The 24,353-nt window shown below is 37.2% G+C and carries 24 protein-coding genes and 1 other annotated feature; all 24 genes read left to right on the top strand.

Annotated elements, in window-relative coordinates; genetic code table 11:
- Nucleotides 1-32: 32 nt before the first annotated feature.
- Nucleotides 33-2,165 (top strand): penicillin-binding transpeptidase domain-containing protein, encoded by a 2,133-nt coding sequence (locus MHH85_RS15390; RefSeq protein ID WP_193738653.1) that lies wholly within the window; start codon nucleotides 33-35, stop codon nucleotides 2,163-2,165.
- An 83-nt stretch (nucleotides 2,166-2,248) separates the two neighbouring features.
- Nucleotides 2,249-4,162, top strand: coding sequence for a stage V sporulation protein D (locus tag MHH85_RS15385; protein ID WP_340707653.1), 1,914 nt, complete (start codon nucleotides 2,249-2,251; stop codon nucleotides 4,160-4,162).
- 78 nt (nucleotides 4,163-4,240) lie between these two features.
- The gene (gene mraY, locus MHH85_RS15380; protein ID WP_340707652.1) at nucleotides 4,241-5,215 is read left to right on the top strand and encodes a phospho-N-acetylmuramoyl-pentapeptide-transferase; all 975 of its coding nucleotides are present in this window, start codon (nucleotides 4,241-4,243) and stop codon (nucleotides 5,213-5,215) included.
- The gene (gene murD, locus MHH85_RS15375; RefSeq protein ID WP_340707651.1) at nucleotides 5,212-6,561 is read left to right on the top strand and encodes a UDP-N-acetylmuramoyl-L-alanine--D-glutamate ligase; all 1,350 of its coding nucleotides are present in this window, start codon (nucleotides 5,212-5,214) and stop codon (nucleotides 6,559-6,561) included. Before mraY ends, murD begins: the two co-directional genes overlap by 4 nt.
- Nucleotides 6,562-6,619: 58 nt before the next feature.
- Nucleotides 6,620-7,669 carry a putative lipid II flippase FtsW gene (ftsW, locus tag MHH85_RS15370; protein ID WP_193738657.1) on the top strand — a complete coding sequence of 350 codons (1,050 nt, stop codon included), beginning with the start codon at nucleotides 6,620-6,622 and terminating at the stop codon, nucleotides 7,667-7,669.
- 24 nt (nucleotides 7,670-7,693) lie between these two features.
- Nucleotides 7,694-8,488: a cell division protein FtsQ/DivIB gene (locus MHH85_RS15365; RefSeq protein ID WP_193738658.1), complete on the top strand. Its 795-nt coding sequence runs from the start codon at nucleotides 7,694-7,696 to the stop codon at nucleotides 8,486-8,488.
- Nucleotides 8,466-9,194, top strand: a complete 729-nt coding sequence (locus tag MHH85_RS15360; RefSeq protein ID WP_340707650.1) for a DUF881 domain-containing protein — start codon at nucleotides 8,466-8,468, stop codon at nucleotides 9,192-9,194. The genes MHH85_RS15365 and MHH85_RS15360 overlap by 23 nt, the downstream gene beginning before the upstream one ends.
- A 25-nt stretch (nucleotides 9,195-9,219) precedes the next feature.
- Nucleotides 9,220-9,939 (top strand): DUF881 domain-containing protein, encoded by a 720-nt coding sequence (locus tag MHH85_RS15355; RefSeq protein WP_340707649.1) that lies wholly within the window; start codon nucleotides 9,220-9,222, stop codon nucleotides 9,937-9,939.
- 3 nt (nucleotides 9,940-9,942) lie between these two features.
- Nucleotides 9,943-10,311, top strand: coding sequence for a small basic family protein (locus MHH85_RS15350; RefSeq protein WP_340707648.1), 369 nt, complete (start codon nucleotides 9,943-9,945; stop codon nucleotides 10,309-10,311).
- Between the two features lie 97 nt (nucleotides 10,312-10,408).
- On the top strand, nucleotides 10,409-11,686 hold the full coding sequence (gene ftsA / locus MHH85_RS15345; protein ID WP_053417533.1) for a cell division protein FtsA: 1,278 nt from the start codon (nucleotides 10,409-10,411) through the stop codon (nucleotides 11,684-11,686).
- A gap of 49 nt (nucleotides 11,687-11,735) precedes the next feature.
- Nucleotides 11,736-12,902 (top strand): cell division protein FtsZ, encoded by a 1,167-nt coding sequence (gene ftsZ / locus MHH85_RS15340; RefSeq protein WP_193738660.1) that lies wholly within the window; start codon nucleotides 11,736-11,738, stop codon nucleotides 12,900-12,902.
- Nucleotides 12,903-13,079: 177 nt separating this feature from the next.
- Entirely contained in the window at nucleotides 13,080-13,910 is an 831-nt protein-coding gene (locus tag MHH85_RS15335) for a sigma-E processing peptidase SpoIIGA (RefSeq protein WP_193738661.1), read from the top strand.
- A 19-nt stretch (nucleotides 13,911-13,929) separates the two neighbouring features.
- Complete coding sequence (gene sigE, locus MHH85_RS15330) at nucleotides 13,930-14,637, top strand: RNA polymerase sporulation sigma factor SigE (RefSeq protein WP_193738662.1); 708 nt, start codon at nucleotides 13,930-13,932, stop codon at nucleotides 14,635-14,637.
- Between the two features lie 94 nt (nucleotides 14,638-14,731).
- Nucleotides 14,732-15,517 (top strand): RNA polymerase sporulation sigma factor SigG, encoded by a 786-nt coding sequence (sigG, locus tag MHH85_RS15325; RefSeq protein ID WP_038183877.1) that lies wholly within the window; start codon nucleotides 14,732-14,734, stop codon nucleotides 15,515-15,517.
- 85 nt (nucleotides 15,518-15,602) lie between these two features.
- Nucleotides 15,603-15,836 (top strand): PRC-barrel domain-containing protein, encoded by a 234-nt coding sequence (locus MHH85_RS15320; RefSeq protein WP_193738663.1) that lies wholly within the window; start codon nucleotides 15,603-15,605, stop codon nucleotides 15,834-15,836.
- Nucleotides 15,837-15,919: 83 nt separating this feature from the next.
- Nucleotides 15,920-16,609, top strand: a complete 690-nt coding sequence (locus MHH85_RS15315; protein ID WP_193738664.1) for a YggS family pyridoxal phosphate-dependent enzyme — start codon at nucleotides 15,920-15,922, stop codon at nucleotides 16,607-16,609.
- Nucleotides 16,609-17,109, top strand: a complete 501-nt coding sequence (locus tag MHH85_RS15310) for a cell division protein SepF (protein WP_340707647.1) — start codon at nucleotides 16,609-16,611, stop codon at nucleotides 17,107-17,109. The genes MHH85_RS15315 and MHH85_RS15310 overlap by 1 nt, the downstream gene beginning before the upstream one ends.
- A 24-nt stretch (nucleotides 17,110-17,133) precedes the next feature.
- Nucleotides 17,134-17,400 (top strand): YggT family protein, encoded by a 267-nt coding sequence (locus MHH85_RS15305; RefSeq protein ID WP_193738666.1) that lies wholly within the window; start codon nucleotides 17,134-17,136, stop codon nucleotides 17,398-17,400.
- 69 nt (nucleotides 17,401-17,469) lie between these two features.
- On the top strand, nucleotides 17,470-18,258 hold the full coding sequence (locus tag MHH85_RS15300; protein ID WP_340707646.1) for a YlmH family RNA-binding protein: 789 nt from the start codon (nucleotides 17,470-17,472) through the stop codon (nucleotides 18,256-18,258).
- A 98-nt stretch (nucleotides 18,259-18,356) separates the two neighbouring features.
- Nucleotides 18,357-18,866 (top strand): DivIVA domain-containing protein, encoded by a 510-nt coding sequence (locus MHH85_RS15295; protein WP_038183899.1) that lies wholly within the window; start codon nucleotides 18,357-18,359, stop codon nucleotides 18,864-18,866.
- A gap of 50 nt (nucleotides 18,867-18,916) precedes the next feature.
- Nucleotides 18,917-19,142: a binding site (T-box leader), on the top strand.
- Nucleotides 19,143-19,188: 46 nt separating this feature from the next.
- A complete protein-coding gene (ileS, locus tag MHH85_RS15290) occupies nucleotides 19,189-21,957 on the top strand; it encodes an isoleucine--tRNA ligase (RefSeq protein WP_340707645.1) in 2,769 nt (922 codons plus the stop codon).
- Nucleotides 21,958-22,200: 243 nt separating this feature from the next.
- Nucleotides 22,201-22,680, top strand: coding sequence for a signal peptidase II (lspA, locus tag MHH85_RS15285; protein WP_193738669.1), 480 nt, complete (start codon nucleotides 22,201-22,203; stop codon nucleotides 22,678-22,680).
- Complete coding sequence (locus MHH85_RS15280) at nucleotides 22,677-23,591, top strand: RluA family pseudouridine synthase (RefSeq protein WP_340707644.1); 915 nt, start codon at nucleotides 22,677-22,679, stop codon at nucleotides 23,589-23,591. The genes lspA and MHH85_RS15280 overlap by 4 nt, the downstream gene beginning before the upstream one ends.
- Before the next feature lie 209 nt (nucleotides 23,592-23,800).
- Nucleotides 23,801-24,340, top strand: coding sequence for a bifunctional pyr operon transcriptional regulator/uracil phosphoribosyltransferase PyrR (gene pyrR / locus MHH85_RS15275; RefSeq protein WP_053417522.1), 540 nt, complete (start codon nucleotides 23,801-23,803; stop codon nucleotides 24,338-24,340).
- Nucleotides 24,341-24,353: the final 13 nt, after the last annotated feature.

Genomic DNA, 24,353 nt, shown 5'->3' with positions numbered 1-24,353 from the left:
GAAAGTTTCGATTTCAATGGGGAGCCTTTCTAATGTTAGTCGTTTATGGAGGGCTCTTTTTTGCTATGTTTTTCCGTATATTTGTAATCCAAGCTTCTGGTCAAGTAGAGGGGCAAGCTTTGGCAGCAAAAGCGGCAGCAAAATATGAAAGATCAAAAGTAATTACAGCCAATAGGGGTAAAATTCTCGATCGGCAGGGACAAGTTATAGCAGAAGATACTATTAACTATCGCTTAGTAGCTGTAATTAGTCCTAAGGCATCTGAAGGAACTAAAACTCTTATGCACGTCGCAGATAAAGAGAAAACTGCTAAAATATTAGCGAAATATCTTTCTATTAGCGAAAAAGATATATTTGATAAATTAAATTCAAAAGCGAAGAATGCACAAGGTAATGAAATTCGCCAAGTAGAATTTGGTGCTGCAGGTCGTAATATTAGCCATGGCGTAATGGAGAAGATTAGTAGTGAAAAGTTACCAGGCATCATTTTTATGGAAGAAACAAAGAGATTTTATCCAAATGGTACCTTTGCATCAAACTTAATCGGCTTAGCGCAAAGGGATACTCAGCAAGATGGACAAACTAGAACTGTAGGTAAAATGGGCCTAGAATCCATCTATAACAAAGAATTATCCGGTACTGATGGAAGGGTTCAATATAAGAGTGATTTATGGGGCTATTTGCTACCTAATAGCGATAAGATGGTAGAACCTGCAAAAGATGGTGCGGATGTATATCTAACGATAGATAAAACTATACAAAACTTTTTAGAAGATTCAATGTCTAAAGTTTATAAAAAATATAATCCTGAATCTATGGTGGCGGTTGTTGCCAATCCGAAGACGGGAGAAATACTTGCTGTCTCGCAAAGGCCTACATACAACCCACAAGATGGTACTGGACTTGAAAATAGCTGGTTAAACCAGTTAACAGAATTGACGATTGAACCGGGTTCAACAATGAAAACATTCACATTAGCAGCTGCAGTCGAAGAAGAGAAATGGTTCCCGAATGCTACATTTCAGTCTGGTCAGTATACTGTACTCGATCGAACTATTCGAGATAGTAACCAAGTTGGATGGGGAAATATTTCGTATTTAGAAGGGATCCAACGTTCTTCAAACGTAGGTATGGCTCACTTATTGAAGTTAATGGGAGATGATACCTTTATTTCTTATATGAAAAAGTTTGGTTTCGGAGAAAAGACAGGTATTGATTTACCAAATGAAGCGACGGGGCAAATTTTGGATAAATATCCAATTAATCGTGTCACAACTACTTATGGGCAAGGATCTACTGTTACTCCTATACAATTAATTCAGGCTGTTTCTGCCATCGCAAACGATGGTAAAATGATGCAACCGTATGTAATTGAGAAAATCGTGAATCCTAATACGAAAAAAATCGTCAAAGAGAACACCCCAACAATTAAAGGGCAGCCTATTTCTGAAAAAACGGCTAAGGAAGTTAGGAAGATTTTAGCTTCTACCATTTATTCTGAAAAAGGAACTGGTCAAAACTTTGCAAGTAAAGAATATGAAGTATCTGGTAAAACCGGTACAGCTCAAATTCCGAATGCATCTGGTGGGTACTCTTGGGGGAAAAATGAATTCTTGTATTCATTTTTAGGTATGGCTCCTGCAAATGACCCTCAGTTGGTTATGTACATTGCTGTGGAAAAACCTAAGCTTGGACCTACAGAATTCGGCTCAGAACCAACAGCAACCGTATTTAATACAGTTATGGGAAGTAGTTTAAAATACTTAAATATTAAGCCACAACAAATTAAGAAATCAAATTCTATAACTATGGAGAACTTAAATGGTCAACTTGTTGAAGAAGTTGAAAAAGAATTTGAAGAAAATGGCATAGAAACGGTTATCATAGGTAATGGCGATAAGATTATAGATCAATATCCTGCAGAAAAATCAGAAGTCTTATCTGGTGGTTATGTATTCTTAAAGACAGATGGGGATTCAAAAGTACCTGATTTTACAGATTGGTCACTCCGAAACGTTCTTACGTATCAAACAATGTCAGGTGCCAATATAGAAATTAATGGTGAAGGCTATGTACAGAAACAAAGTATTAAAGCTGGTACTGTACTAAATGCAAACAAGAAAATTATTTTGAAGATGAAAAAACCAGAGGAAAGTTACAAATAGTTCATATGATTTCGCAAAGAATTTGAATAGTACGGGGAGTCATATCATACTTTGTAAGAAAAAAAGGTGTGATATGTCGAACAATGTGGGCCACTAAAAGTACAAAAAAACGAATGCAGTGGATGTGGATTGTCTTTGTTGTTTTATTCCTTATGCTTATCGGGAAATTAGTACATGTACAGTTTATACAACATGATTTGTTAACAAAAAGGGCAGAAGAAAGCTGGGATCGTGAAATACCAGTTTCAAGTTTAAGAGGGAACATAGTAGATCGTAATGGTAAGTTAATCGTCGGTAATAAACTAGCCCCAACACTGTATTTTATGCCAGCTCAAAATGATAAACCTTTAGAGGCTGCAAAAGAGTTGGCATTGATACTAGGAGTAGATGAGCAAGCGTTAGCAAAAAAAATGCAACAAAAAACGTCTATAGTAAAGCTTGCCCCTGAAGCTAAAAACATATCTAAAGAACTTGCTGAAAAAATACAACAAAAAAATATACCAGGAATTTATGCAGGGCTTGATTACATACGTTATTATCCGTATGATCAATTACTCTCTAGGCTAATTGGTTTCACTGGTTATGATCAGCAAGGATTAGCCGGATTAGAGTATCAGTATGATGATTTATTGATGGGAAAAGCTTCAGCAATCCGCTTATTTACAGATGCGAAAGGTGCAGCATTGCCTCATGTCCAAGATAGCTGGAAAGAAGGTAAAGATGGTGCAACAATGGAACTGACCATTGATGTTGATGTTCAAAAGGTCGTAGAACGTGAGCTTTCTCAAGCGATGGAGAAATACGAAGCAGACCAGGCAATGGGTATAGCTATGAATCCTAAAACTGGTGAAATATTAGCGTTAGCATCTTATCCAACATTCTCTCCTCCTTCATTTTCCAAAGTCGATTCCAAAATTTATAACAGAAATCTACCGGTGTGGATGACCTTTGAGCCAGGTTCTACATTTAAAATCATTACATTAAGTGCAGCGTTAGAAGAACAGGTTGTTGATTTAGATAAAGATCATTTCTTTGACCCAGGCTACTCAATGGTAGAAGGTGCTCGTTTACGTTGTTGGAAGCGTGAAGGCCACGGAAGCGAAACCTTTTTAGAAGTCGTACAAAATTCGTGTAACCCAGGTTTTATAGAGCTTGGAAGAAGAGTAGGGCCAACAAAACTTCAAAAATATATACGTGATTTTGGATTTGGTCAAACAACGGGATCGAATATGGCGGGCGAATCAAGTGGGATATTGTTCTCTGAAAAGGCATATGGTCCTGTTGAACACGCTACAACTTCTTTTGGGCAAGGGATCTCTGTCACACCAATTCAACAAGTCCAGGCAGTATCAGCAGCGATTAATGGCGGTACGCTTTATCAACCCTATATAGTTAAAAATCTAATCGATTCTAATACAGGCAAGGTATTGAAAAGCTACAATCCAGTAAAAAAACGTCAAGTGATTAAGCCTGAGACGTCCAAAAAAGTTCGTGAAGCACTAGAATCGGTTGTTGCTTTAGGTTCTGGTAGAAATGCCTTTAGAGATCACCTACGTATAGGTGGTAAGACTGGAACTGCTCAAAAAGTTGAAGATGGACGGTATAAGGATGGCGAGTATATTGTATCCTTTATCGGCTTCGCACCAGCGGATGATCCAGAAATCGTTGTTTATGTTGCAATAGATAATCCTAAGAATGTTACACAATTTGGTGGTGTTATTGCGGCACCAATTGTGGGGCAAATCATTGAGGATGTTCACGATAAAGTTGGTATTACAGAACGGAAGGGACAATTAGAAAAGATATATAAATGGGGGGATGTCGAGAAAGTGCGCGTACCTAATTTGGTCGGTCAGACAAAAGAAGATATTGCTAAATTACAATATCCGTTTCGTTTAGAATGGCATGGAAATGGCTCCAAAATTGCCTCTCAACTGCCAAAAGCAGATGCACAAATCGGACTAGATGGCATAATTCACGTTTATTTAGAAAAATAGCGTGTATTAGTCTTTAAAAATAGAATTGAAACTACTATGATAGTACATGTACTAAAGAAGGTTAGAAGGAGAATTTTCATGACAATTGCAACAACTTTAATTGTTTTGGCCACTTCATTCGTCTTAACTGCAATTACAGCACCAGCTGTTATTCCGTTATTACGTCGAATGAAATTTGGTCAAAGTATTCGAGAAGAAGGACCAAAATCACATCAGAAAAAAGCGGGAACACCAACGATGGGTGGCGTAATATTTTTATTCTCTATTATCGCTACTACAATTGTATTAGGCTATCTAAATGATGCCTTTACTTCACAATCCGTTGTATTAATTCTCGTCTTATTCGGCTTTGGTTTAATCGGCTTTTTAGACGATGGTCTTAAAATTATTTTCAAGCGTAATTTGGGATTAACATCCCTCCAAAAGTTAATCGGACAAATTATTATTTCGATTGCTGCCTATTTCTTATTAGGTCTAGGCGTTTTCCATAATACAATTCAGATACCACTTACTGATTTCGCCTTTAACTTAGGTGGATTTTATGTTTTATTCTTAATCTTTTGGTTAGTAGGTTTCTCTAACGCTGTCAATTTAACAGATGGGTTAGATGGACTTGTGTCGGGTACAGCTTCCATTGCTTTTACTGCATTTGGTGTGCTAGCGCTTGTAAACGATCAAGTTGATATCGCGATATTTGCATTTGCTGTAACAGGTGCTTTACTTGGTTTCTTATTATTTAATGCAAATCCTGCAAAAGTATTTATGGGAGATACGGGTTCACTTGCTTTAGGTGGAGCACTTGCAATGCTTTCAGTATTAGTTGGGCATGAAGTGTTATTATTATTGATTGGTATTATCTTTGTCGCTGAAACACTATCTGTTATTTTACAAGTAGCAAGCTTCAAATTAACAGGTAAACGAATTTTTAAAATGAGTCCACTACATCACCATTTTGAGTTATCAGGCTGGTCTGAATGGCGTATTGTTCTAACATTCTGGTTGACAGCAGTAGTTGCAGCGTTGATCGCAGTGGTTCCGGAGGTCTTGAAATGAAAAGCGTAAATGGGATGGAACATAAAAAAGTACTTGTACTAGGGTTAGCGAAAAGTGGTGTCGCAGCTGCGGAATTACTGCATAAAATGGGCGCATTCGTTACTGTAAATGATGCTAAACCTTTTGAAGAGAACATTGATGCACAGCGTCTGTTACAAAAAGGAATTACAGTGATTTGTGGCCGTCATCCAGAAGATTTACTAGATGAAGGTTTCGAATTAGTTGTGAAAAACCCTGGGATTCCTTATACAAACATTCTAGTAGCAGATGCTGTAAAACGAGGTATTCCAATTTGGACTGAGATAGAGCTCGCTTATTTAATAAGCGAGGCTCCAATGATTGGTATTACGGGTTCAAATGGTAAAACAACAACGACCACCTTGCTTTACCATATTTTAAATCAAGGTGGTTTAAATCCTCTCATTGCTGGAAATATAGGTACAGTAGCATGTTCAGTCACTGAAAATGCTACAGCAGATAATGTAGTCGTTACAGAATTATCTTCATTCCAATTAATGGGTACTGAACAATTTAAGCCGAAAATTGCGATTTGGACGAATTTATACGAAGCGCATATTGATTATCATGGTTCAATGGAAGAATACAGTAATGCTAAATTTGCTGTAACACGCAACCAGGATGTATCAGACTATTTAATCTATAACGCAGATCAAGAAGTAGTTGTAAGTTATGCGAATAAATCACATGCACATAAAGTTCCATTCACAACAAAAGGTATAAATTATTTAGGAATAAGTGCAGATGATGACATGATTTACTGGTTAGGTAAACCATTTATCAAACGCAGCATTATAGCTCTTCCTGGACAACATAATTTAGAGAATGTTTTAGTAGCAGTTGCTGCAGCGATAATTATGGATTGTCCGAAAGATAAGATTGAGCATGTTTTATCATCATTTACGGGTGTTAAGCACCGTACACAATTTGTTCGAGAATGGCAAAGTCGTAAAATCTTCAATGATTCTAAAGCAACTAATACATTAGCTACTCGCAGTGCGTTAGCAGCCTTTAAACAGCCGATTGTTTTACTTGCAGGTGGCTTAGATCGAGGGCACTCATTCGAAGAACTACGTCCACATATGGGGAATGTTCATGCGGTTGTCGTAGCTGGGGAAACAGCTAAGCGATTTGCTGAATTCGCAGAATCATGTGGTGTTGAAAAAATAGCATATGCTGATGATATGGAATCAGGTGTTAAACAAGCAGCAGATTTATCAAATGAAGGAGATGTCATCTTATTATCTCCTGCATGTGCAAGCTGGGATCAATACCCAACTTTTGAGGTGCGTGGTGATAAGTTCATCGAAGCTGCAATGAAGTTGTAAGGAAATTCGAACAACAGAAAGGATGCCATAGCTGAATCAACGTGAACGCACACTTTTTATGAGTGCAATCATTTTATTGACATTGATAGGCATTGTTTTCGTCTATTCTGCAGGGACTTATTGGGGAAAGGTACACTATGGTAATACTGCTCCTTTTCTTTTTAAGCAACTAATTTATCTAGGTGTGGCAGTCGCAGCATTTTATGTTGTTTCCAATAGCTCCCTTCTAAGAATGGAAAAAAGTTGGACAATACTGTACATATTTTCACTCCTACTTTTAATAGCGGTATTGATTCCTGGGATAGGCGCCGTGCGAAATGGTTCTCAAAGCTGGATTGCTTTTGGACCCCTTAGTATTCAGCCCGCTGAATTTGCTAAGATTGCATTGCTTGTAAAATTAAGCTTTGTATTAGCACGTAAGAAAAGTACGGAAAGAACTATTCAATTAAGTCACTTTGTTTTGATTTTATTGCCAGCAGCGCTTATAATGCTGCAACCTGATTTTGGGTCTGCGTTTATTTTACTCGTATCATCCTTTGCTTTACTTTTTATAGCCGGTTATCCAATTCGTTTTTACGTTTTTCTAATGATGATTGGTATAAGTGGTTTAGTGGGATTAATAATGGCTGCTCCATATCGATTAAAGCGTATAGAGGCGTATTTGGATCCTTGGTCTGACCCTTTAGGTAGTGGCTTCCAAGCAATCCAATCCCTACTAGCAATTGGGCCAGCTGGTTTGTTTGGACATGGTTTTGGTAACAGTCGGCAAAAGTATCTTTACTTACCTGAACCACAAAATGATTTTATATTTTCGATCATTGCTGAGGAAACAGGCTTTATAGGCGCAGCATTGATCGTTATAACCTTCGCGGTGGCTTTATACTCCGGTTATGCTTTGGCCGTCAGAACGCAGCAATTAAGCTATTATTACAGTGTTGCAGCATTGATCAGTATGCTAGGTTTTCAAGCGTTTTTGAATATTGGAGTTGTTTCAGGCTTACTACCTGTTACAGGAGTTACTTTACCTTTTATCAGTTATGGTGGTTCATCCCTAATGTCCGCTTGGCTTATAGTCGGTGTAATTTGGAATTTTACAAAAAGAGTATAAATAAAAGAGGAAGGAGTGCACAGTATGGAGAAAATTATAGATATAGAAGAACGTATTCCTACGCTTCGTGAACGTCGTAAAAAACGGACGAATCAGCGGTTTACAATATTGCTAGCCATTTTCGGCATTATCTTACTGGCACTTCTTTATTTTCAATCATCATTAAGTCATATAGGGGAAATTAAAGTAACTGGTGGTCAATTAAAAAAAGCAGAATACTACACAAAGCATAGTAACATCCGTGTAGGAGATTCTTTGTGGGGGTTTAAGCCGAAAAATATCGAGGAGACCCTTCAAAAAAAAGATTGGGTCGAGAGTGTATCAGTTGAACGTAATTGGTTAAACACTGTGACTATAAAAGTAAAAGAGTATGATAAAAAAGCTTTTATTAAGAATGGTGGACAATATAATTTGGTGTTGCAAAATGGTGTAATTTACAGTCTAGATGAAATACCACATGATTTAAATTTACCCATCTTGATTGGTTTCAAAGAAGACGCTTTATTACTTAAAATGATTAAACAGTTGGACAAGGTCGATCAAGAATTAATGACTTTAATTTCTCAAGTAAATGCTGTTCCAACAAAATCCAATCCTTATGCGGTACGTTTATTTATGAATGATGGTTTTGAAGTTCGTGCAACTATTACGACATTGGCTGAAAAATTGCGGTATTATCCATCTATTATTTCGCAAGTCAAAAAAGGTGAAAAAGGGGTTATTGACTTAGAAGTAGGTTCATTCTATCGCTCGTATTCGAGTGAATATGGTAAACCAACTTCAAAGGAGGAAGTAGATGACCAAACAACCGGCCAATAAAAAACGTCATTCATTTAAACATCAATTTGCCTTTTTAGTAGTTTCGATTGCACTGGGCTTTCTTTTCGCGTATGCCTATAATATGGCAAAGACAAAAGATACGACGATCACTGAAACAAACTCTTCTGATTTTGAAAAAAAAGAACAATTACGTGAAGGTTTAATTGCTCAACAAGAACGTAATAAAGAACTTGAAGAAGAAAAATTACTTTTACAACAAAAAATAAAAGATTATGAACAAGACTTTTCGGGTAGTAAAGAGGGATATAAAGATTTAGTGAAGCAGGCTGATGATCTACGCCTTTTACTTGGTAAAATACCAGGACGAGGATCTGGTGTTACAGTTACGCTACAAGATGCTGAATATGATCCGAATTCGGTTAATCCGAATGACTACATCGTACATGAAAGTCACGTATTCAAAGTATTAAATGAATTAAAGATTTCTGGAGCTCAAGCTATTGCCATTAATGGTCATCGATTAAAAGCTAATTCTTATATAAAATGTAATGGTCCAGTAATCACAATTGATGATGACCAATTCCCAGCACCGTTTGTCATTGAAGCAGTAGGTGACCCAAAGGTATTGTCTGCAGGCTTAACACTAGCAGGTGGCGTTTTTGACCAGCTCATTGATGATAATATTATTGTGACGATAGATGGTAGTAAGCAGCTCGTCATGCCTGCCGTCCATGGAAATTCTTAATGGCCCAAGGTAAGGAGGCGTTAGATTGAATCGTAAAATGCATACACCTTTCATCATCGTATTATTCATCATTGGATTTATGTTAGCGATGCAGTATAACACAGTGAAAAATCCACAACAACGTGATACACGTGATTTATGGGATATTCGCCGGGAACTATCGCTAGAAAAGCAGCGTCATTCAGAACTGTTAGCAAACATTCAGCAATTAAATTCCACGATCAGTAAATATGAGAATATGGATAATGACAGTCCAGATCGCATATTGAGGGAAACAGTTCAAGGGTTGAAAGAAGAAGCAGGTTTAACAGCAATAACATCTCCGGGTTTAGTGCTTAGAGTTGATGCATCTCCTGAGGCACAGGTATTAGGACAAGTAGTACAAAATATCTCGCCAGATTTATTAGTAAAGCTTGTCAATGATATTAATCGTTTTAAGGGAAATGCAGTTGTGATTGATCGTAAGAGAATCGTTCAAACGACAGCTATTCGTGATATTAATGGACAAACAACTGTTAATAGCTTGGCTGTTCGAACGCCACCATTTATGATAATTATTGGTACTAGTACTTTAGAGGATGCTAAAAAGCTTGCAAGTTATTTGGAGTCTTCATCCATTGAAGATGATTTTTATCTTGATAATTTAACTTTATCAATTGGAAAACCACAAAATAAGGTAACTTTAAATGGATTTGATCAATCTTTTCAAAATAAATTTTTATCAGAAACGACAAAGGGGGAATAGGATTTGTGGTTACCGTTACTAGGTTTACTATTAGGTATTTCCCTCGGTCTGTTAACTGACGTTCAGATACCTACAATTTATGAAAGCTATTTATCAATTGCAGTCCTAGCAGCTTTAGATACTCTTTTTGGTGGGATAAGAGCACAATTACAACAAGTATATGATGATTATGTTTTCGTGACAGGTTTTTTCTTTAATATTGCTTTAGCAGCAGGATTAGCTTTTTTAGGAGTTCACTTAGGTGTAGATCTTTATTTGGCAGCCGTTTTCGCTTTTGGAGTGCGACTTTTCCAAAATATTGCTATCATAAGAAGGATATTATTATCAAAATGGAATGATAAAAAAGCAAATCAATCTGAAAAAGCAGTCTAATAGAAGGAATTTTTTCAAAAAAACAGGAATTTATTTAGACAAGTTACTCAATTTACAATAGAATATTGATAAGAGTTGTTGAAGGAGGTGCCACAGATTGAGTCACTCAGAATTATATGTATCACTAGATATAGGATCATCATCCATTAAAGTCGTTATTGGAGAAGTAAATAATGAGACTTTACATGTAATAGGAGTAGGGAATGTAAAATCTACTGGCATTCGTAAAGGGAGTATTGTAGATATTGATGCTACAGTACAATCTATTAAAAAAGCGGTCGAACAAGCCGAAAGAATGATAGGGATGACTATTAATAAAGTTATTCTAGGTATTCCTGCCAATCAGGCTATGCTTCAACCTGTTAAAGGGGTAGTTGCTGTTAATAGTGACAACCGTGAAATAGGCGATGAGGATTTAGATCGAGTAATGGAATCGGCACAAGTGATGTCTATTCCGCCAGAGAGAGAGCTAGTCAATTTAGTTCCTAGACAATTTATAGTAGATAATTTAGATGAAATCAAAGACCCTCGAGGTATGATTGGTATCCGATTAGAAATGGATGGTACATTAATTACTACTTCTAAAACAATCCTGCATAATGTACTCCGTTGCGTTGAAAAAGCGGGATTGGATATACAAGAAATTTACTTACAGTCACTTGCTGCAGGGGAATTTGCATTAACTGAAGATGAAAAGAACCGAGGCACTGCATTTATTGATATTGGCGGTGGTTCAACAACAATTGCTGTTTTCAAAGATGAGCATTTCACTCATACAGCTGTTATTCCAGTAGGTGGAGAACATATTACGAAAGATTTATCGATTGTCTTAAAAACACCTACAGAACAAGCTGAGAAGATTAAAATTGACTATGGACATGCATTTTACGACGATGCTTCAGAAGATGAACTATTTGAAGTACCAGTTATTGATGGAGATACAAAGGAACAATTTAGTCAAAGGTACATATCCGAAATTATCGGTGTTCGATTGGAAGAATTATTCGAATTGATAATCGATGAGTTGTATCGGATGGGTATTCAAGATTTACCAGGTGGCGTCGTTTTAACTGGTGGCGTTGCCAAATTAGAAGGTATTTCTCAACTAGCTCGCCATGTGTTACAAACGAGAGTAAGAGTTTACACGCCTGAATATATCGGTGTAAGAGAACCTGAATATACATCAGCAGTAAATTTAATCCGTTATGCATATATGGAATCCGAGTTTCTCGGAGATTATAGCGATGACAAACCGCTAGGACCAATTCAAAATACAGAGTCAAATACAAAAGTGCCAACCGCTTATGATACACAAGAGCAAAAAGAAGGCGTAGTTGGTAAGGTTCGGAATTTCTTAACCAAATTTTTAGAATAATATAGGCGGCTTTCTCTACACACAATGAGCTAAAATAGGAGGAATAGAGATGTTAGAATTTGATACAGATGTCGAACAACTAGCAGTGATTAAAGTAATCGGCGTTGGCGGCGGCGGTAATAATGCAGTCAATCGTATGATTGAACATGGTGTACAAGGTGTAGAATTCATTGCCGTGAATACAGACTCACAAGCATTAAAACTATCGAAAGCTGATGTAAAATTACAGATTGGTGGTAAATTAACACGTGGTTTAGGTGCAGGAGCAAACCCTGAAGTTGGGAAAAAGGCTGCTGAAGAAAGTAAAGAACAGTTAGAAGAAGCGTTAAGTGGAGCAGATATGGTATTCGTTACTGCAGGTATGGGTGGCGGTACAGGTACAGGTGCTGCACCTGTTATCGCTCAAATTGCTCACGATTTAGGTGCATTAACAGTAGGCGTTGTAACACGTCCATTCACTTTTGAAGGACGAAAACGTCAATCACAAGGATATGGCGGTACAACTGCAATGAAAGAAGCGGTTGATACATTAATTGTTATTCCAAATGATCGTCTGCTTGAAATAGTAGATAAAAACACACCAATGTTAGAAGCATTCCGTGAAGCAGATAATGTTCTTCGTCAAGGTGTACAAGGTATCTCAGATTTAATTGCAACACCTGGTCTTATTAACTTAGACTTTGCAGACGTAAAATCTATTATGTCTGATAAAGGTTCTGCATTAATGGGTATTGGTATTGCATCTGGAGAAAATCGTGCAATAGAAGCTGCTAAAAAAGCGATTTCAAGTCCATTACTTGAAACATCGATTCATGGTGCTAAAGGTGTCCTAATGAATATGACTGGTGGTTCAAACCTAGGTCTTTATGAAGTAGGAGATGCAGCTGATATTGTATCTGCAGCATCTGATGAAGATGTGAATATTATCTTCGGTGCGGTAATTAATGATAACTTGAAAGATGAAATCATCGTTACAGTTATTGCAACTGGATTCTCAGATGATGATATGCCTGTAGACCCGCGTTCAGCTAGCCGAGGTGGAATCGGTGCTGGCCGTCAAGCTGTTACAGCGGCTTCTCAACAAGCTGTTCGTGAAGTAAGACAAGAAGAAGTAAAAGTACATCAAGAGCCTGTGCGCCAAACACAAACGTCACAATCTCAAGATGATGCTTTGGATATTCCAACATTCTTACGTAATCGCCAAAAAAGACGTTAATTTTTCGATCTAACTAGCTCACACAATTTATTGTGTGGGCTTTTTATTTTGTGGGAAATATCTGCAAAAAAATGTCAGTATTCACTTTTTTCTGTCGCAATTTTTTGCGAAATCACTTCACAGTTTGACATTTTTTGAAGTTTGAGAATGTTAACCTTTCAGTAGGGAGGCGGTGTCATGTACGGAGAAGTTATTTTAGCGCTCAATACAATTTTCAATTACATTGTCTTGTCCTTTTCAAGTAAGATTGGTGCATTGCAAGTGTCGAGAAAAAGATTGTTGTTAAGCGCGCTAATAGGTGCATGTGTCGTTGTCTTTATTGGTCAATCTGTTATACCAATGATTTTTGCTTTTGTCGTGATGACAATTAGTGCCTTTGGTTTTCATTTTATGAAATGGCTAAAAAGTGCTGTTATTTGTATTGTTGCAGCATTATTTGCAGGTGGTCTTTTAACTGCTCTTGAGCCACTATTTTTTAAAATGCCTACTGTTTATTTTGCGTCGACCAGCAGTATCATAGCTGTTGCTGGGCTTGTTCTATTACAAAATAGATGGACCGTTAGTAAACAGCAATCGCTTGAGCGTGGGCTTGTATTTGATACGACAATGACGTTTCAAGGGCAGAGTTGGCAATTAAGAGGATTTATCGATACAGGGAATAGTTGCATCGAACCATTAACAGGTAGGGCTGTTCATTTTATTGCTTGGAGTGCGTTAGAAGATCGTATGGATGATGTGCTAAAAACTGCACTACAGAGCTGGCAATCATCTAACCCTTACAAATTATCGATGTTCCCGAAAGAGTTACAAAGTAAGTTGACGGTTATTCGATTCTCAACGGTACAAGAAAAGGCAGTTTATGGAATCGCTTTCCGCTTTGATCAGTGGGAGGTACACGGGGAAGATGGTTTCTTTATCGCACCGGGTTTTTTCGTACTTACAAAGGAATCAGATCATTTCCCACAGCAAGTAGATGTCATTCTAAATGTCTCAACACTTTGTCAATAATAATGGAAGGGGTTTTTACATGATTCGAAAAATTTGGCACTGGCTACAGCAGAAGTTCATTACTTGGAGAACGAAGGGTACTTTTTATATAGGAAGTCATGAATCGCTGCCTGTACCATTGAAAAAAGAGGAGGAGAAGGAAGTTATTGCGGCGTTTATGAGAGGAGATATGAGTGCTAGAGATACGTTAATCGAACGTAATTTACGTTTAGTAGTGTATATTGCTAGACGTTTTGATAATTCAAATACACCAATTGAAGATTTAATCAGTATTGGATCTATTGGATTAATAAAAGCAATTGAAACTTTTAATACTGAAAAAAATATCAAACTCGCTACATACGCTTCTAGATGTATCGAAAATGAAATTTTAATGCACTTACGCAAAACAAGTCGAACTAAAGGTGAAGTGTCATTAGATGAACCGCTCAACTCAGATGCTGATGGTAATGAATTATTACTATCGGATATTTTAGGGACGGACGAGCATATTATTACGGATAATGTTGAAAAAAAAATCGAGCGCCAACATATGTTTCAAGCGATTCATATTTTGGAAGAGCGCGAACGCTATATTATGGAATGTCGTTTTGGGCTAAATGGTAGAGAAGAGATGACACAGAAGGAAGTGGCGGATCATCTCGGCATTTCTCAATCTTATATTTCTCGTTTAGAAAAGAAAATTATTCATGAATTACGTGAAAATTTAAATCAACCAACTATGTAATGGGTGAAATTGGTCATTTTTCCACCGCATATTCTGACGTTAAACGGACAAACTGAATTTACAACAAAGAAAGAAGCGTCCGGAGGAAATGACTATGCGAACAAAAGTGGATTTATGCGGTGTAGATACTGCAAAGTTACCTGTATTAAAGCATGAGGAAATGCGTCAGTTATTTATCCAATTGCAAAGTGGCCAAGAGGAAGTAAGAGATCAGCTCGTTATGGGCAATCTACGATTAGTACTCAGTATTGTGGGGCGTTTTGCATATCGTGGTGAACAGGCTGATGACCTGTTTCAAGTCGGCTGTATTGGTTTATTGAAATCAATTGATCATTTTGATTTGTCTCATAATGTGAGATTTTCAACCTATGCAGTGCCAATGATTATTGGGGAGATTCGCAGGCATTTGCGGGACCATCACCCACTGCGCGTTGCTCGTTCATTGCGTGATATTGCCTATAAGGCGATGCAGGCTAAAGAACAGTTTATCAATGAGCAATTGCGTGAACCAACGCTATCTGATTTAGCGCGTATGACAGGCTTGCCGCAAGAGGATATATTATTTGCATTAGATGCAATTCAAGAACCAATGTCACTCCATGAACCAATTTATTCAGATGGTGGTGATCCAGTTTATATGATGGATCAACTAAAAGATAATGCAGTTTCTGAAGAACGATGGTTGACTTATGTAACCATGAAAGAAAATGTTATGAAGCTAGATGAACGGCAACAAAAAATCTTAGCAAAACGTTTTTACTATGGTGAGACGCAGACAGAAATAGCTAACGAATTAGGAATTTCGCAAGCTCAAATTTCTAGGTTGGAAAAAAGTGCAATCAAAACAATTCAAAAGCAAATATCACAATACGATAATTAATTACTATGGCAAAAACGTATCAAACTATAAAAGTTGATGCGTTTTTTGCTATTTCCCTTCATAGACTGAATTAGGAGGGATGTAGATGAGATTTTCTGATATCCAAAGAAAAGAAATTATTGAAGCAGGTAATGGTCGTTTTTTAGGGTTTGTCCTAGATGCAGTATTGTCGGAAGAAACTGGCTTGATAGAGGCATTCGTCGTATCCGAACCGAAGAGATTCTTTCAATTTTCACAAAGTGATCAAGATGCAATGAAAATTCGTATAGAAGATATTCTTGTAGTTGGGAAGGATGTTATATTAGTGAAAGCACGATAGTGAAATGTATGACTATTCATTGATAATTCATGCGTGGCTTGGTACAATAAGTTAACAAGTATCTTTGAAAAGATGGGAATAAAATGACGTTAATTATAAATAACTTAGAAGAAATTCAGCTAAAGATTGAAAAAGCAGCAAACAGGGTAGGTAGACAAGTAGCCGATGTATCAATTATCGCAGTTACAAAGCAAGTGTCTACTGAACGGGCTATTGAGGCGCTTGATGCAGGATTAAATCAATTAGGCGAAAATCGTCCAGAAGGCTTGTTAGAAAAAAGAGAATCAATTATTGATGGTGCTGTATGGCATTATATCGGCTCGATGCAAACTCGTAAAGTCAAACAAGTCATCGACAAAATTGATTATCTACATTCTTTAGATCGTATTAGTTTAGCAGATGAAATCGAAAAACGAGCAACACGTATTGTGAATTGTTTTGTACAAGTAAATGTTTCAGGTGAAGAATCAAAGCATGGTCTGCAACCAGAAGAAGTCATACCGTTTATAGAGCAACTATCGCAATATTCTCGTATTCGCGTAGTGGGTTTAATGACAATGGCCCCAAATACAGAAGACTTAGAAGTAGTTCGCAACGTTTTTAAAAATCTTAAAAAACTACAATTGGAAGTCGAAAAAAACGGATATGTTCATGCACCATGTCATGATTTATCGATGGGAATGTCAAATGACTATGAAATCGCTGTCGAAGAGGGTGCAACGTATGTTCGAATTGGTACGGCTCTAGTTGGCAACGAAAGAAGGGATTCTTAATGAGCATGAAGGATAAAATTAAGAACTTTTTTTTACTAGAAGAAGATGAAGAAGACTACTATGAGCAACCACAACAGCAACCACAACAGCAAGAGCAACGCCAACAAAGAGTCATGTCACAACCTGTTCATCAAACTGCAGTAAGTCAACCAGCAGTTAAAAAAGTAAGCAACAAGGAGCGACGGAATGTGGCAACTGAACATACAAATACACCTAATCTAGTAAGTATTACACAAAAAGCTTCAAAGGTTGTCTTAGCCGAACCACGTGTCTATGCAGAAGCTCAAGATATTGCTGAACATTTAAAAAGCAAGCGTGCAGTCGTTGTAAATCTACAACGTATAGATAAAGAGCAAGGTATTCGTATAATTGACTTTTTAAGTGGTACAATATGTGCACTGGGTGGAGATATAAAACGTATTGGCACGGACATATTCTTATGCACACCAGACAATGTAGAAGTTGACGGTAATATTTCTGAATATTATTATGAAGACTGATCAAACTGAGGAGTTTAATAATTTATGTATATAGTAGGTACTATCATTTCAAGATTAATTTTCTATTATTCAATTGCGCTTATCATTTATATTTTGATGTCGTGGGTTCCAGCGGCATATGAGTCTAAATTCGGACAAATTTTAGGTAAAATTTGTGATCCATATTTAGAGTTATTTAGACGTTTTATTCCACCATTAGGTATGATTGATATTTCGCCAATCGTAGCATTATTTGTATTGAATTTGGCAAATCAAGGAGTAATAAGTTTGTTTAATGGGCTTTTGCTCTGATTTTTAGACAATATCACTCTTCCCCACAATATGAATGTGGGGTTTTTTTATTAAGAAAGGAGGGGTGTTATGGAAGAGATATTCCAGCATTTCCGACCAGAAGAGCGTGAATTTATTGATCAAGTTAGTGGCTGGCGTATGGAAGTAGAAGATCGCTATGCGCCAAAGTTAACGGACTTTCTAGATCCGCGTCAACGATTTATTGTACAGTCAATCATCGGACATCAGGGCGATATTACAATGGCGTTTTTTGGTGCATTTGATGAAGCTGAGCGCAGAAGAATTCTAATATACCCTTCCTATTTTGAACCAGTAGAAGAGGATTATCAAATCACGGTATTTCATTTGCGTTATCCTTCTAAGTTTGTTCAGCTTGAGCATCCAGATGTTTTAGGGGCGTTACTATCACTGGGTTTAGGTAGAGAGAAATTTGGGGATATAAGATTAGACAACTCTACAGCCCAATTCGCTATTGCTTCGGAAGTAGAAGATTATGTAAGAGCTAACCTCACTTCAATTGGTAAAGTAAAAGTATATGTTGAAGCGCTAAATTCAAGTGAAATGTTATTACCGAATGAAGAAGTTTGGACGGATGAAATGATGACAGTAAGTTCGATGCGTTTAGATACGGTTATCGCCTCTGTATTTAATATATCTCGTCAGAAATCTGCAGCACTTATTAATAGCGGAAAAGTGAAGGTTAACTTTACGATCCGAGAAAATATTTCTTTTGAGCTGCATGAACTTGATCTACTATCAATTCGAGGCTTTGGGAGATTTATGATAAAAGCTATTGAAGGAAGAACAAAAAAAGATAAAATCCGCATTAATATTGGTCGGATGGAAAGAAAAACATAACAATTTCATTAAATTTGTTGTTTTTTCGATGTACTTACCATTAATGACCTGTATAATAGTTTACAATATATATTATGCTATAAGGGAGAGTGTAGAAAATGCCGTTATCGCCTGTTGATATACATAATAAAGAGTTTACCCGTGGTTTCAGAGGTTACAATGAAGATGAAGTAAATGAGTTTTTAATGCAAATCATAAAAGACTATGAAGTTGTTTTAAAAGAGAAAAAAGAGCTGGAAAGCAAATTACTAACTTCAAATGAGCAGATTGGTCACTATAACTCTATTGAATCAACTCTTCAAAAATCAATTGTCATTGCACAAGAAGCTGCTGAGGAAGTGCGACGTAATTCTACGAAAGAAGCAAAATTGATTGTTAAAGAGGCTGAGAAGAATGCCGATCGTATTGTTAACGAAGCTTTATCAAAAGCACGTCGTATTGCATTAGAAATTGAAGAGTTGAAAAAACAATCTAAAGTATTCCGTAATCGCTTCAAAATGATTGTTGAAGCCCAGTTAGATTTGATTGAATCCGATGATTGGGATCATTTATTGGAGTATGAAATTGATTCGACAGAATTAGAGCGCTTAGATACACCGGTAGAATAAACGATACTTGACTGAATGCTTTCTGTTTTCTATAATGTCAACATATCAAAGAAAAAGTTATGATGGAGACAGTATTTTTTGAGTGAAGTAAAAGCGATCTGAGGACGGTGCAAGCTCAGACTAAACACTCAAGGAAGAAAATCACTCTGGAACTAGATTACTGAACAAAAACAGTAAGTAATCTCGGCTCACACCACGTTAAGGTGTCTAAGAGGCGTATTATTTATATTACGCAATTAGGGTGGTACCGCGAGATAATTCCTCCTCGTCCCTTTTTTGGGATGAGGAGTTTTTTATTTGCTAAAAAAAGAGGAGGATTTATATGGAATATAAAGATACGCTATTAATGCCGAAAACAGATTTCCCGATGCGCGGAAATTTGCCGGCTAATGAACCGAAAATTCAAGAAAAATGGGAAGAAATGGACATCAATGCGTTGGTGTTAGAGCGTACAAAAGATCGCCCAGCATTCATCTTACATGATGGCCCTCCATACGCTAATGGTGATCTTCATATGGGTCATGCATTAAACAAAGTATTAAAAGATATGGTTAATCGTCACCGTTCAATGACTGGTTACTTCGTTCCTTATGTACCAGGTTGGGATACGCACGGTCTACCAATCGAGCAAGCATTAGCCAACAAAGGTGTAAAACGTAAAGAAATGACTACTGCCGAATTCCGTAAACTTTGTGAAGAGTATGCTTACGAGCAAGTTGATCGTCAAAGAACTCAATTCAAACGTATCGGTGTACGTGGTGACTGGGATAATCCATATATCACATTACAACCTAAATTCGAAGCCCGTCAAATTAAAGTATTTGGTGAAATGGCGAAAAAAGGTTATATCTATAAAGGTTTGAAACCAGTTTACTGGTCTCCATCAAGTGAATCGGCATTAGCTGAAGCAGAAATCGAATACCAAGATATTAAATCGCCATCTATCTATGTTGCATTTGATGTAAAAGACGGTAAAGGTGTAGTTAATACTGACGAAAGCTTTATCATCTGGACAACAACACCATGGACAATTCCTGCCAACTTAGGTATTTCCGTAAATCCAGAATTCACATATGTTGTAGTAAAAGTAGCTGATAAGAAATTTATCATCGCTAAAGGTTTACTTGAAAAAGTAGCAGAAACGTTAGAATGGGAAAACTACGAAATTGACCGTGAAGTTGCTGGGCAAGATTTAGAATACGTTGTAGCATCTCACCCTATATATGGCCGTGATTCATTGATCATGTGCGGTGATCACGTTACTCTTGACGCTGGTACTGGATGTGTTCATACAGCCCCTGGGCATGGTGAAGACGACTTTAATATCGGAAAAAAATACGATATCGGTATTTTAAGCCCAGTTAATAACCGAGGTGTATTAACTGAAGAAGCTCCTGGCTTTGAAGGATTATTCTATAATGATGCCAATAAAGAAATTACAAAAGCGTTAGAAGAAAAAGGAGCATTACTAAAACTTTCATTCTTCACGCACTCATATCCACATGACTGGCGTACAAAAAAACCAGTTATTTATCGTGCAACTGCACAGTGGTTTGCATCAATTGAAGCATTCCGTCCTGAATTGTTACAAGCAATTCGTGATACAAACTTTACACCTTCATGGGGTGAAACTCGTCTATTCAATATGATTCGTGACCGTGGGGATTGGTGTATTTCTCGTCAACGTGCTTGGGGTGTTCCAATTCCAGTGTTTTATGCTGAGAACGATGAACCAATCATCACAGAAGAGACAATTGAGCACGTTGCAAATCTATTTAAAGAACACGGTTCAAACATTTGGTTCGAACGTGATGCGAAAGATTTATTACCAGCAGGATTCACTCATCCTGGTAGCCCAAATGGCGAATTCACTAAAGAAACAGACATTATGGACGTTTGGTTTGACTCAGGTTCTACACACCAAGGCGTGTTAGATGAACGCCCAGAATTACGCTACCCTGCAGACCTTTATTTAGAAGGCTCTGACCAATACCGCGGTTGGTTCAACTCTTCACTAATTACAAGTGTTGCTATACATGGACATGCGCCGTATAAAGGGTTACTTTCTCACGGCTTTGTATTAGATGGCGAAGGTCGCAAGATGAGTAAATCTATTGGGAATATTATCGCTCCTATCAAAGTAATGAACCAATATGGTGGCGATATTCTACGTTTATGGGTAGCATCAGTAGACTACACAGCTGACGTTCGTATTTCGATGGACATCATGAAGCAAGTTTCTGAAGTATATCGTAAAATCCGTAATACGCTTCGATTCCTACACGGGAATGTAAGTGACTTCAATCCTGAAGCAGATCGCGTAGCATATGCAGACCTTCGTGAAGTAGATCGCTTTATGTACATGAAATTACAAGATGTGATTAAAGCGGTACGTACGCATTATGATAACTATGAATTTGCAAGCGTATATCACACAATTAACAACTTCGTAGCAACTGAGTTAAGCTCATTCTACTTAGATATTGCAAAAGATGTTGTCTATATCGAAGGTCAAGATAATACAGACCGTCGTGCAATGCAATCGGTTATGTATGATACATTACAAGCATTATTAAAATTATTAACTCCAATCATCCCACATACAACAGATGAAATGTGGTCATATTTAGATAACACAGAGGCAGTGAGCGTTCAATTAACTGATATGCCAGAAGCTGTTGAACATGAAGATTTTGAAGCATTACGCACGAAGTGGGCTCAAATTATTACTGTTCGTAATGCAATTTTAAAAGCTTTAGAAGAAGCGCGTAACGCGAAAGTAATCGGTAAATCATTAGAAGCGAAAGTAACTGTCTTTGCAGATGAAGCAACTAAGGCTTTACTATCAGACCAAGATATTAATTTTGCTCAATTGAATATCGTTTCAGAATTCGTTGTAGGTGGCGAAACTGCACAAGCTCCCGCAGAAGCAGTTGTAGTTGATAACGTAGCTGTTCTTGTAGAAAAAGCTACAGGTGAAAAATGTGAACGTTGCTGGTCAATTTCTGAAACAGTTGGTCAAAGTGAATCACACCCAACATTATGTGCAAACTGTGCGGATGTTGTAGAAAAATACTATACTGAAGCATGATAAAAAATGAGCGTCCGATAATTTTATCGGACTGCTCATTTTAAAAATAAAAAAAGTACATTAAATGAAATCTGAAACAACATAATAATATATTTATCTGTTTAAGTGACTGCCTTTTTCAGCTATTATTCATTGAAAAGGGTTTTTTTGTTGCAAAAAGAAGTATATTATGAGTAGTTTTTTTCATTCATAGCCCTATTATGTTAAAATGGTTAAGATATAGAGTAAACGGAGGATATTGCGGTGTATAAATATTATGGGCTAGCAGCTTTTGTAGTAATTATCGATCAACTATCAAAATGGAGTATCGTTAAAAACATGCAACTTGGTGAAAACATCATGCTATGGGATCCGTATTTTGGACTTCTTTCGCATCGTAATCGCGGAGCAGCATGGGGAATGTTACAAGGACAATTTTGGTTATTTGCAATTGTTACGGTAGCTGTAATAATCGGTATTCTTTATTATTTTCATAAAGAAGCAAAAGGAAAGCCATTATTTCAAGTGAGCTTAATGTTCATATTAGGTGGAGCGATTGGTAATTTTATTGATCGTGTGTTTCGCGGTGAAGTAGTGGATTTTGTAAATGTACTAATCCCAGTTATTAATTATGATTTCCCGATTTTTAATATTGCAGATGCAGCGCTATCAATTGGCGTTGTGATGTTAATTATTTATATGCTCTTTGAAGAGAAACTCAATCAGAAAAAGGTGAAGCAATGACAGCAGTAAGTTACACAGTAATGCAAGAATTGAATGGTGAGCGTATTGATAAAGCATTTGCAACAATGCAAAAAGACTGGTCACGTTCCCAAATTCAAGCTTGGTTAAAAGATGGAATCGTTATGGTAAATGATGAGCCTGTTAAAACAAAATATAAAGTAAAAGAAGGGGACGTTATTTCAGTAACTCCTCCAGAAACAGAACCACTTGAAATAGTAGCGGAAGATTTAAATTTAGAAATCGTCTATGAAGATAGCGACGTAATTGTAGTTAACAAGCCAAAAGGCATGGTCGTACATCCAGCGCCAGGTCACGCAACTGGTACTCTTGTGAATGGGCTAATGTATCATTGCAAAGATTTATCAGGTATTAATGGTGTAGCACGCCCAGGAATCGTGCATCGTATCGATAAAGATACTTCAGGTTTACTAATGGTTGCTAAAAACGATAAAGCACATGAATCATTAGTACAGCAACTTGTAGATAAGACAGTAACTCGTCGTTATACTGCGCTTGTTCATGGTCATATCCCACACGACAAAGGAACGATTGATGCTCCAATAGGTCGTGATTCACGCGATCGTCAAAAAATGGGTGTTGTTGATAATGGAAAGCATGCGATTACGCATTTTACTGTAATCGACCGTTTGGGAGTGGATTACACTCTTGTCCAATGTAGACTAGAAACAGGACGTACACATCAAATCCGTGTCCATATGAACTATATTGGTTATCCATTAGCGGGTGATCCAAAATACGGACCGAGAAAAACATTAGACTTTGGCGGACAAGTACTACACGCTGGTGTATTAGGCTTTATCCATCCTTCAACTGGTGAATATTTAGAATTTGAGGCGCCATTACCAGCCGATTATGAAGAGTTATTAAAAGAATTGAAAAGTAACTATTGACATTTTAAGTCCTAGAGTAATATACTTGTCGTAGTGAAAAACTAAATATTCACCTTTAAAGACAGTCCAGAGAGGCTGAGAAGGTATGCGTGAAATGTGGGAAATCCTTGTGATGCAAGTTTTTTCGACACATCTTAAGTACACCTATATCCTCTTGGGCTCATTGCTCAAGAGGTTTTTTTATGCCCATAACGAAAGGAGGAAAAATAATGACACAGAAGGCAGTATTACTTGATGAACCTGCTATGAATCGTGCTTTAACTCGAATCGCTCATGAAATCATCGAACGCAATGAAGGGATCGATGAGTGCATTTTAGTAGGTATTAAAACGAGAGGCGCTTATTTAGCAAGAAGGCTAGCGCAGAAGATAAATAGAATTGAAGGTAAGGAAATTCGTACCGGAGAACTTGATATCACACTATATCGTGATGATTTATCAACAAAAACAGACAACGAAGAGCCACTAGTACAGCAAGTTGATATTACGGACAACGTATCAGAGCAAAAAATCATTCTTGTAGATGATGTGCTATACACAGGTCGAACAGTAAGATCAGCGATGGATGCGGTCATGGACTTAGGAAGACCTTCACAAATCCAACTAGCCGTATTAGTCGATCGTGGTCATAGAGAACTACCTATTCGTGCTGATTACGTAGGGAAGAACATTCCGACATCAGGAAACGAAAGAATCGTAGTTAACATGGTTGAAGTTGATGCTACAGATTGCGTCACAATTCACGAGTAAGCAAGGTAAAGAA

The organism is Viridibacillus sp. FSL E2-0187, assembly GCF_038006425.1.
GTDB classification, from domain to species: domain Bacteria; phylum Bacillota; class Bacilli; order Bacillales_A; family Planococcaceae; genus Viridibacillus; species Viridibacillus arvi.
Note: the sequence above shows the minus strand (reverse complement) of the source record. Positions and strands in the feature narration are given on the sequence as shown.

Excerpts from the sequence above, each read along its gene's own strand:
- MHH85_RS15310 (WP_340707647.1), top strand. The coding sequence starts at position 16,609 with ATGAGCATGAAGGATAAAATTAAGAACTTTTTTTTACTAGAAGAAGAT.
- MHH85_RS15315 (WP_193738664.1), top strand. The coding sequence starts at position 15,920 with ATGACGTTAATTATAAATAACTTAGAAGAAATTCAGCTAAAGATTGAA.
- MHH85_RS15305 (WP_193738666.1), top strand. The coding sequence starts at position 17,134 with ATGTATATAGTAGGTACTATCATTTCAAGATTAATTTTCTATTATTCA.
- MHH85_RS15365 (WP_193738658.1), top strand. The coding sequence starts at position 7,694 with ATGGAGAAAATTATAGATATAGAAGAACGTATTCCTACGCTTCGTGAA.
- MHH85_RS15320 (WP_193738663.1), top strand. The coding sequence starts at position 15,603 with ATGAGATTTTCTGATATCCAAAGAAAAGAAATTATTGAAGCAGGTAAT.
- mraY (WP_340707652.1), top strand. The coding sequence starts at position 4,241 with ATGACAATTGCAACAACTTTAATTGTTTTGGCCACTTCATTCGTCTTA.
- ftsW (WP_193738657.1), top strand. The coding sequence starts at position 6,620 with ATGAGTGCAATCATTTTATTGACATTGATAGGCATTGTTTTCGTCTAT.
- MHH85_RS15280 (WP_340707644.1), top strand. The coding sequence starts at position 22,677 with ATGACAGCAGTAAGTTACACAGTAATGCAAGAATTGAATGGTGAGCGT.
- murD (WP_340707651.1), top strand. The coding sequence starts at position 5,212 with ATGAAAAGCGTAAATGGGATGGAACATAAAAAAGTACTTGTACTAGGG.
- pyrR (WP_053417522.1), top strand. The coding sequence starts at position 23,801 with ATGACACAGAAGGCAGTATTACTTGATGAACCTGCTATGAATCGTGCT.
- MHH85_RS15360 (WP_340707650.1), top strand. The coding sequence starts at position 8,466 with ATGACCAAACAACCGGCCAATAAAAAACGTCATTCATTTAAACATCAA.
- MHH85_RS15300 (WP_340707646.1), top strand. The coding sequence starts at position 17,470 with ATGGAAGAGATATTCCAGCATTTCCGACCAGAAGAGCGTGAATTTATT.
- MHH85_RS15390 (WP_193738653.1), top strand. The coding sequence starts at position 33 with ATGTTAGTCGTTTATGGAGGGCTCTTTTTTGCTATGTTTTTCCGTATA.
- sigG (WP_038183877.1), top strand. The coding sequence starts at position 14,732 with ATGCGAACAAAAGTGGATTTATGCGGTGTAGATACTGCAAAGTTACCT.
- MHH85_RS15295 (WP_038183899.1), top strand. The coding sequence starts at position 18,357 with ATGCCGTTATCGCCTGTTGATATACATAATAAAGAGTTTACCCGTGGT.
- ftsZ (WP_193738660.1), top strand. The coding sequence starts at position 11,736 with ATGTTAGAATTTGATACAGATGTCGAACAACTAGCAGTGATTAAAGTA.
- sigE (WP_193738662.1), top strand. The coding sequence starts at position 13,930 with ATGATTCGAAAAATTTGGCACTGGCTACAGCAGAAGTTCATTACTTGG.
- MHH85_RS15385 (WP_340707653.1), top strand. The coding sequence starts at position 2,249 with ATGTGGGCCACTAAAAGTACAAAAAAACGAATGCAGTGGATGTGGATT.
- MHH85_RS15335 (WP_193738661.1), top strand. The coding sequence starts at position 13,080 with ATGTACGGAGAAGTTATTTTAGCGCTCAATACAATTTTCAATTACATT.
- ileS (WP_340707645.1), top strand. The coding sequence starts at position 19,189 with ATGGAATATAAAGATACGCTATTAATGCCGAAAACAGATTTCCCGATG.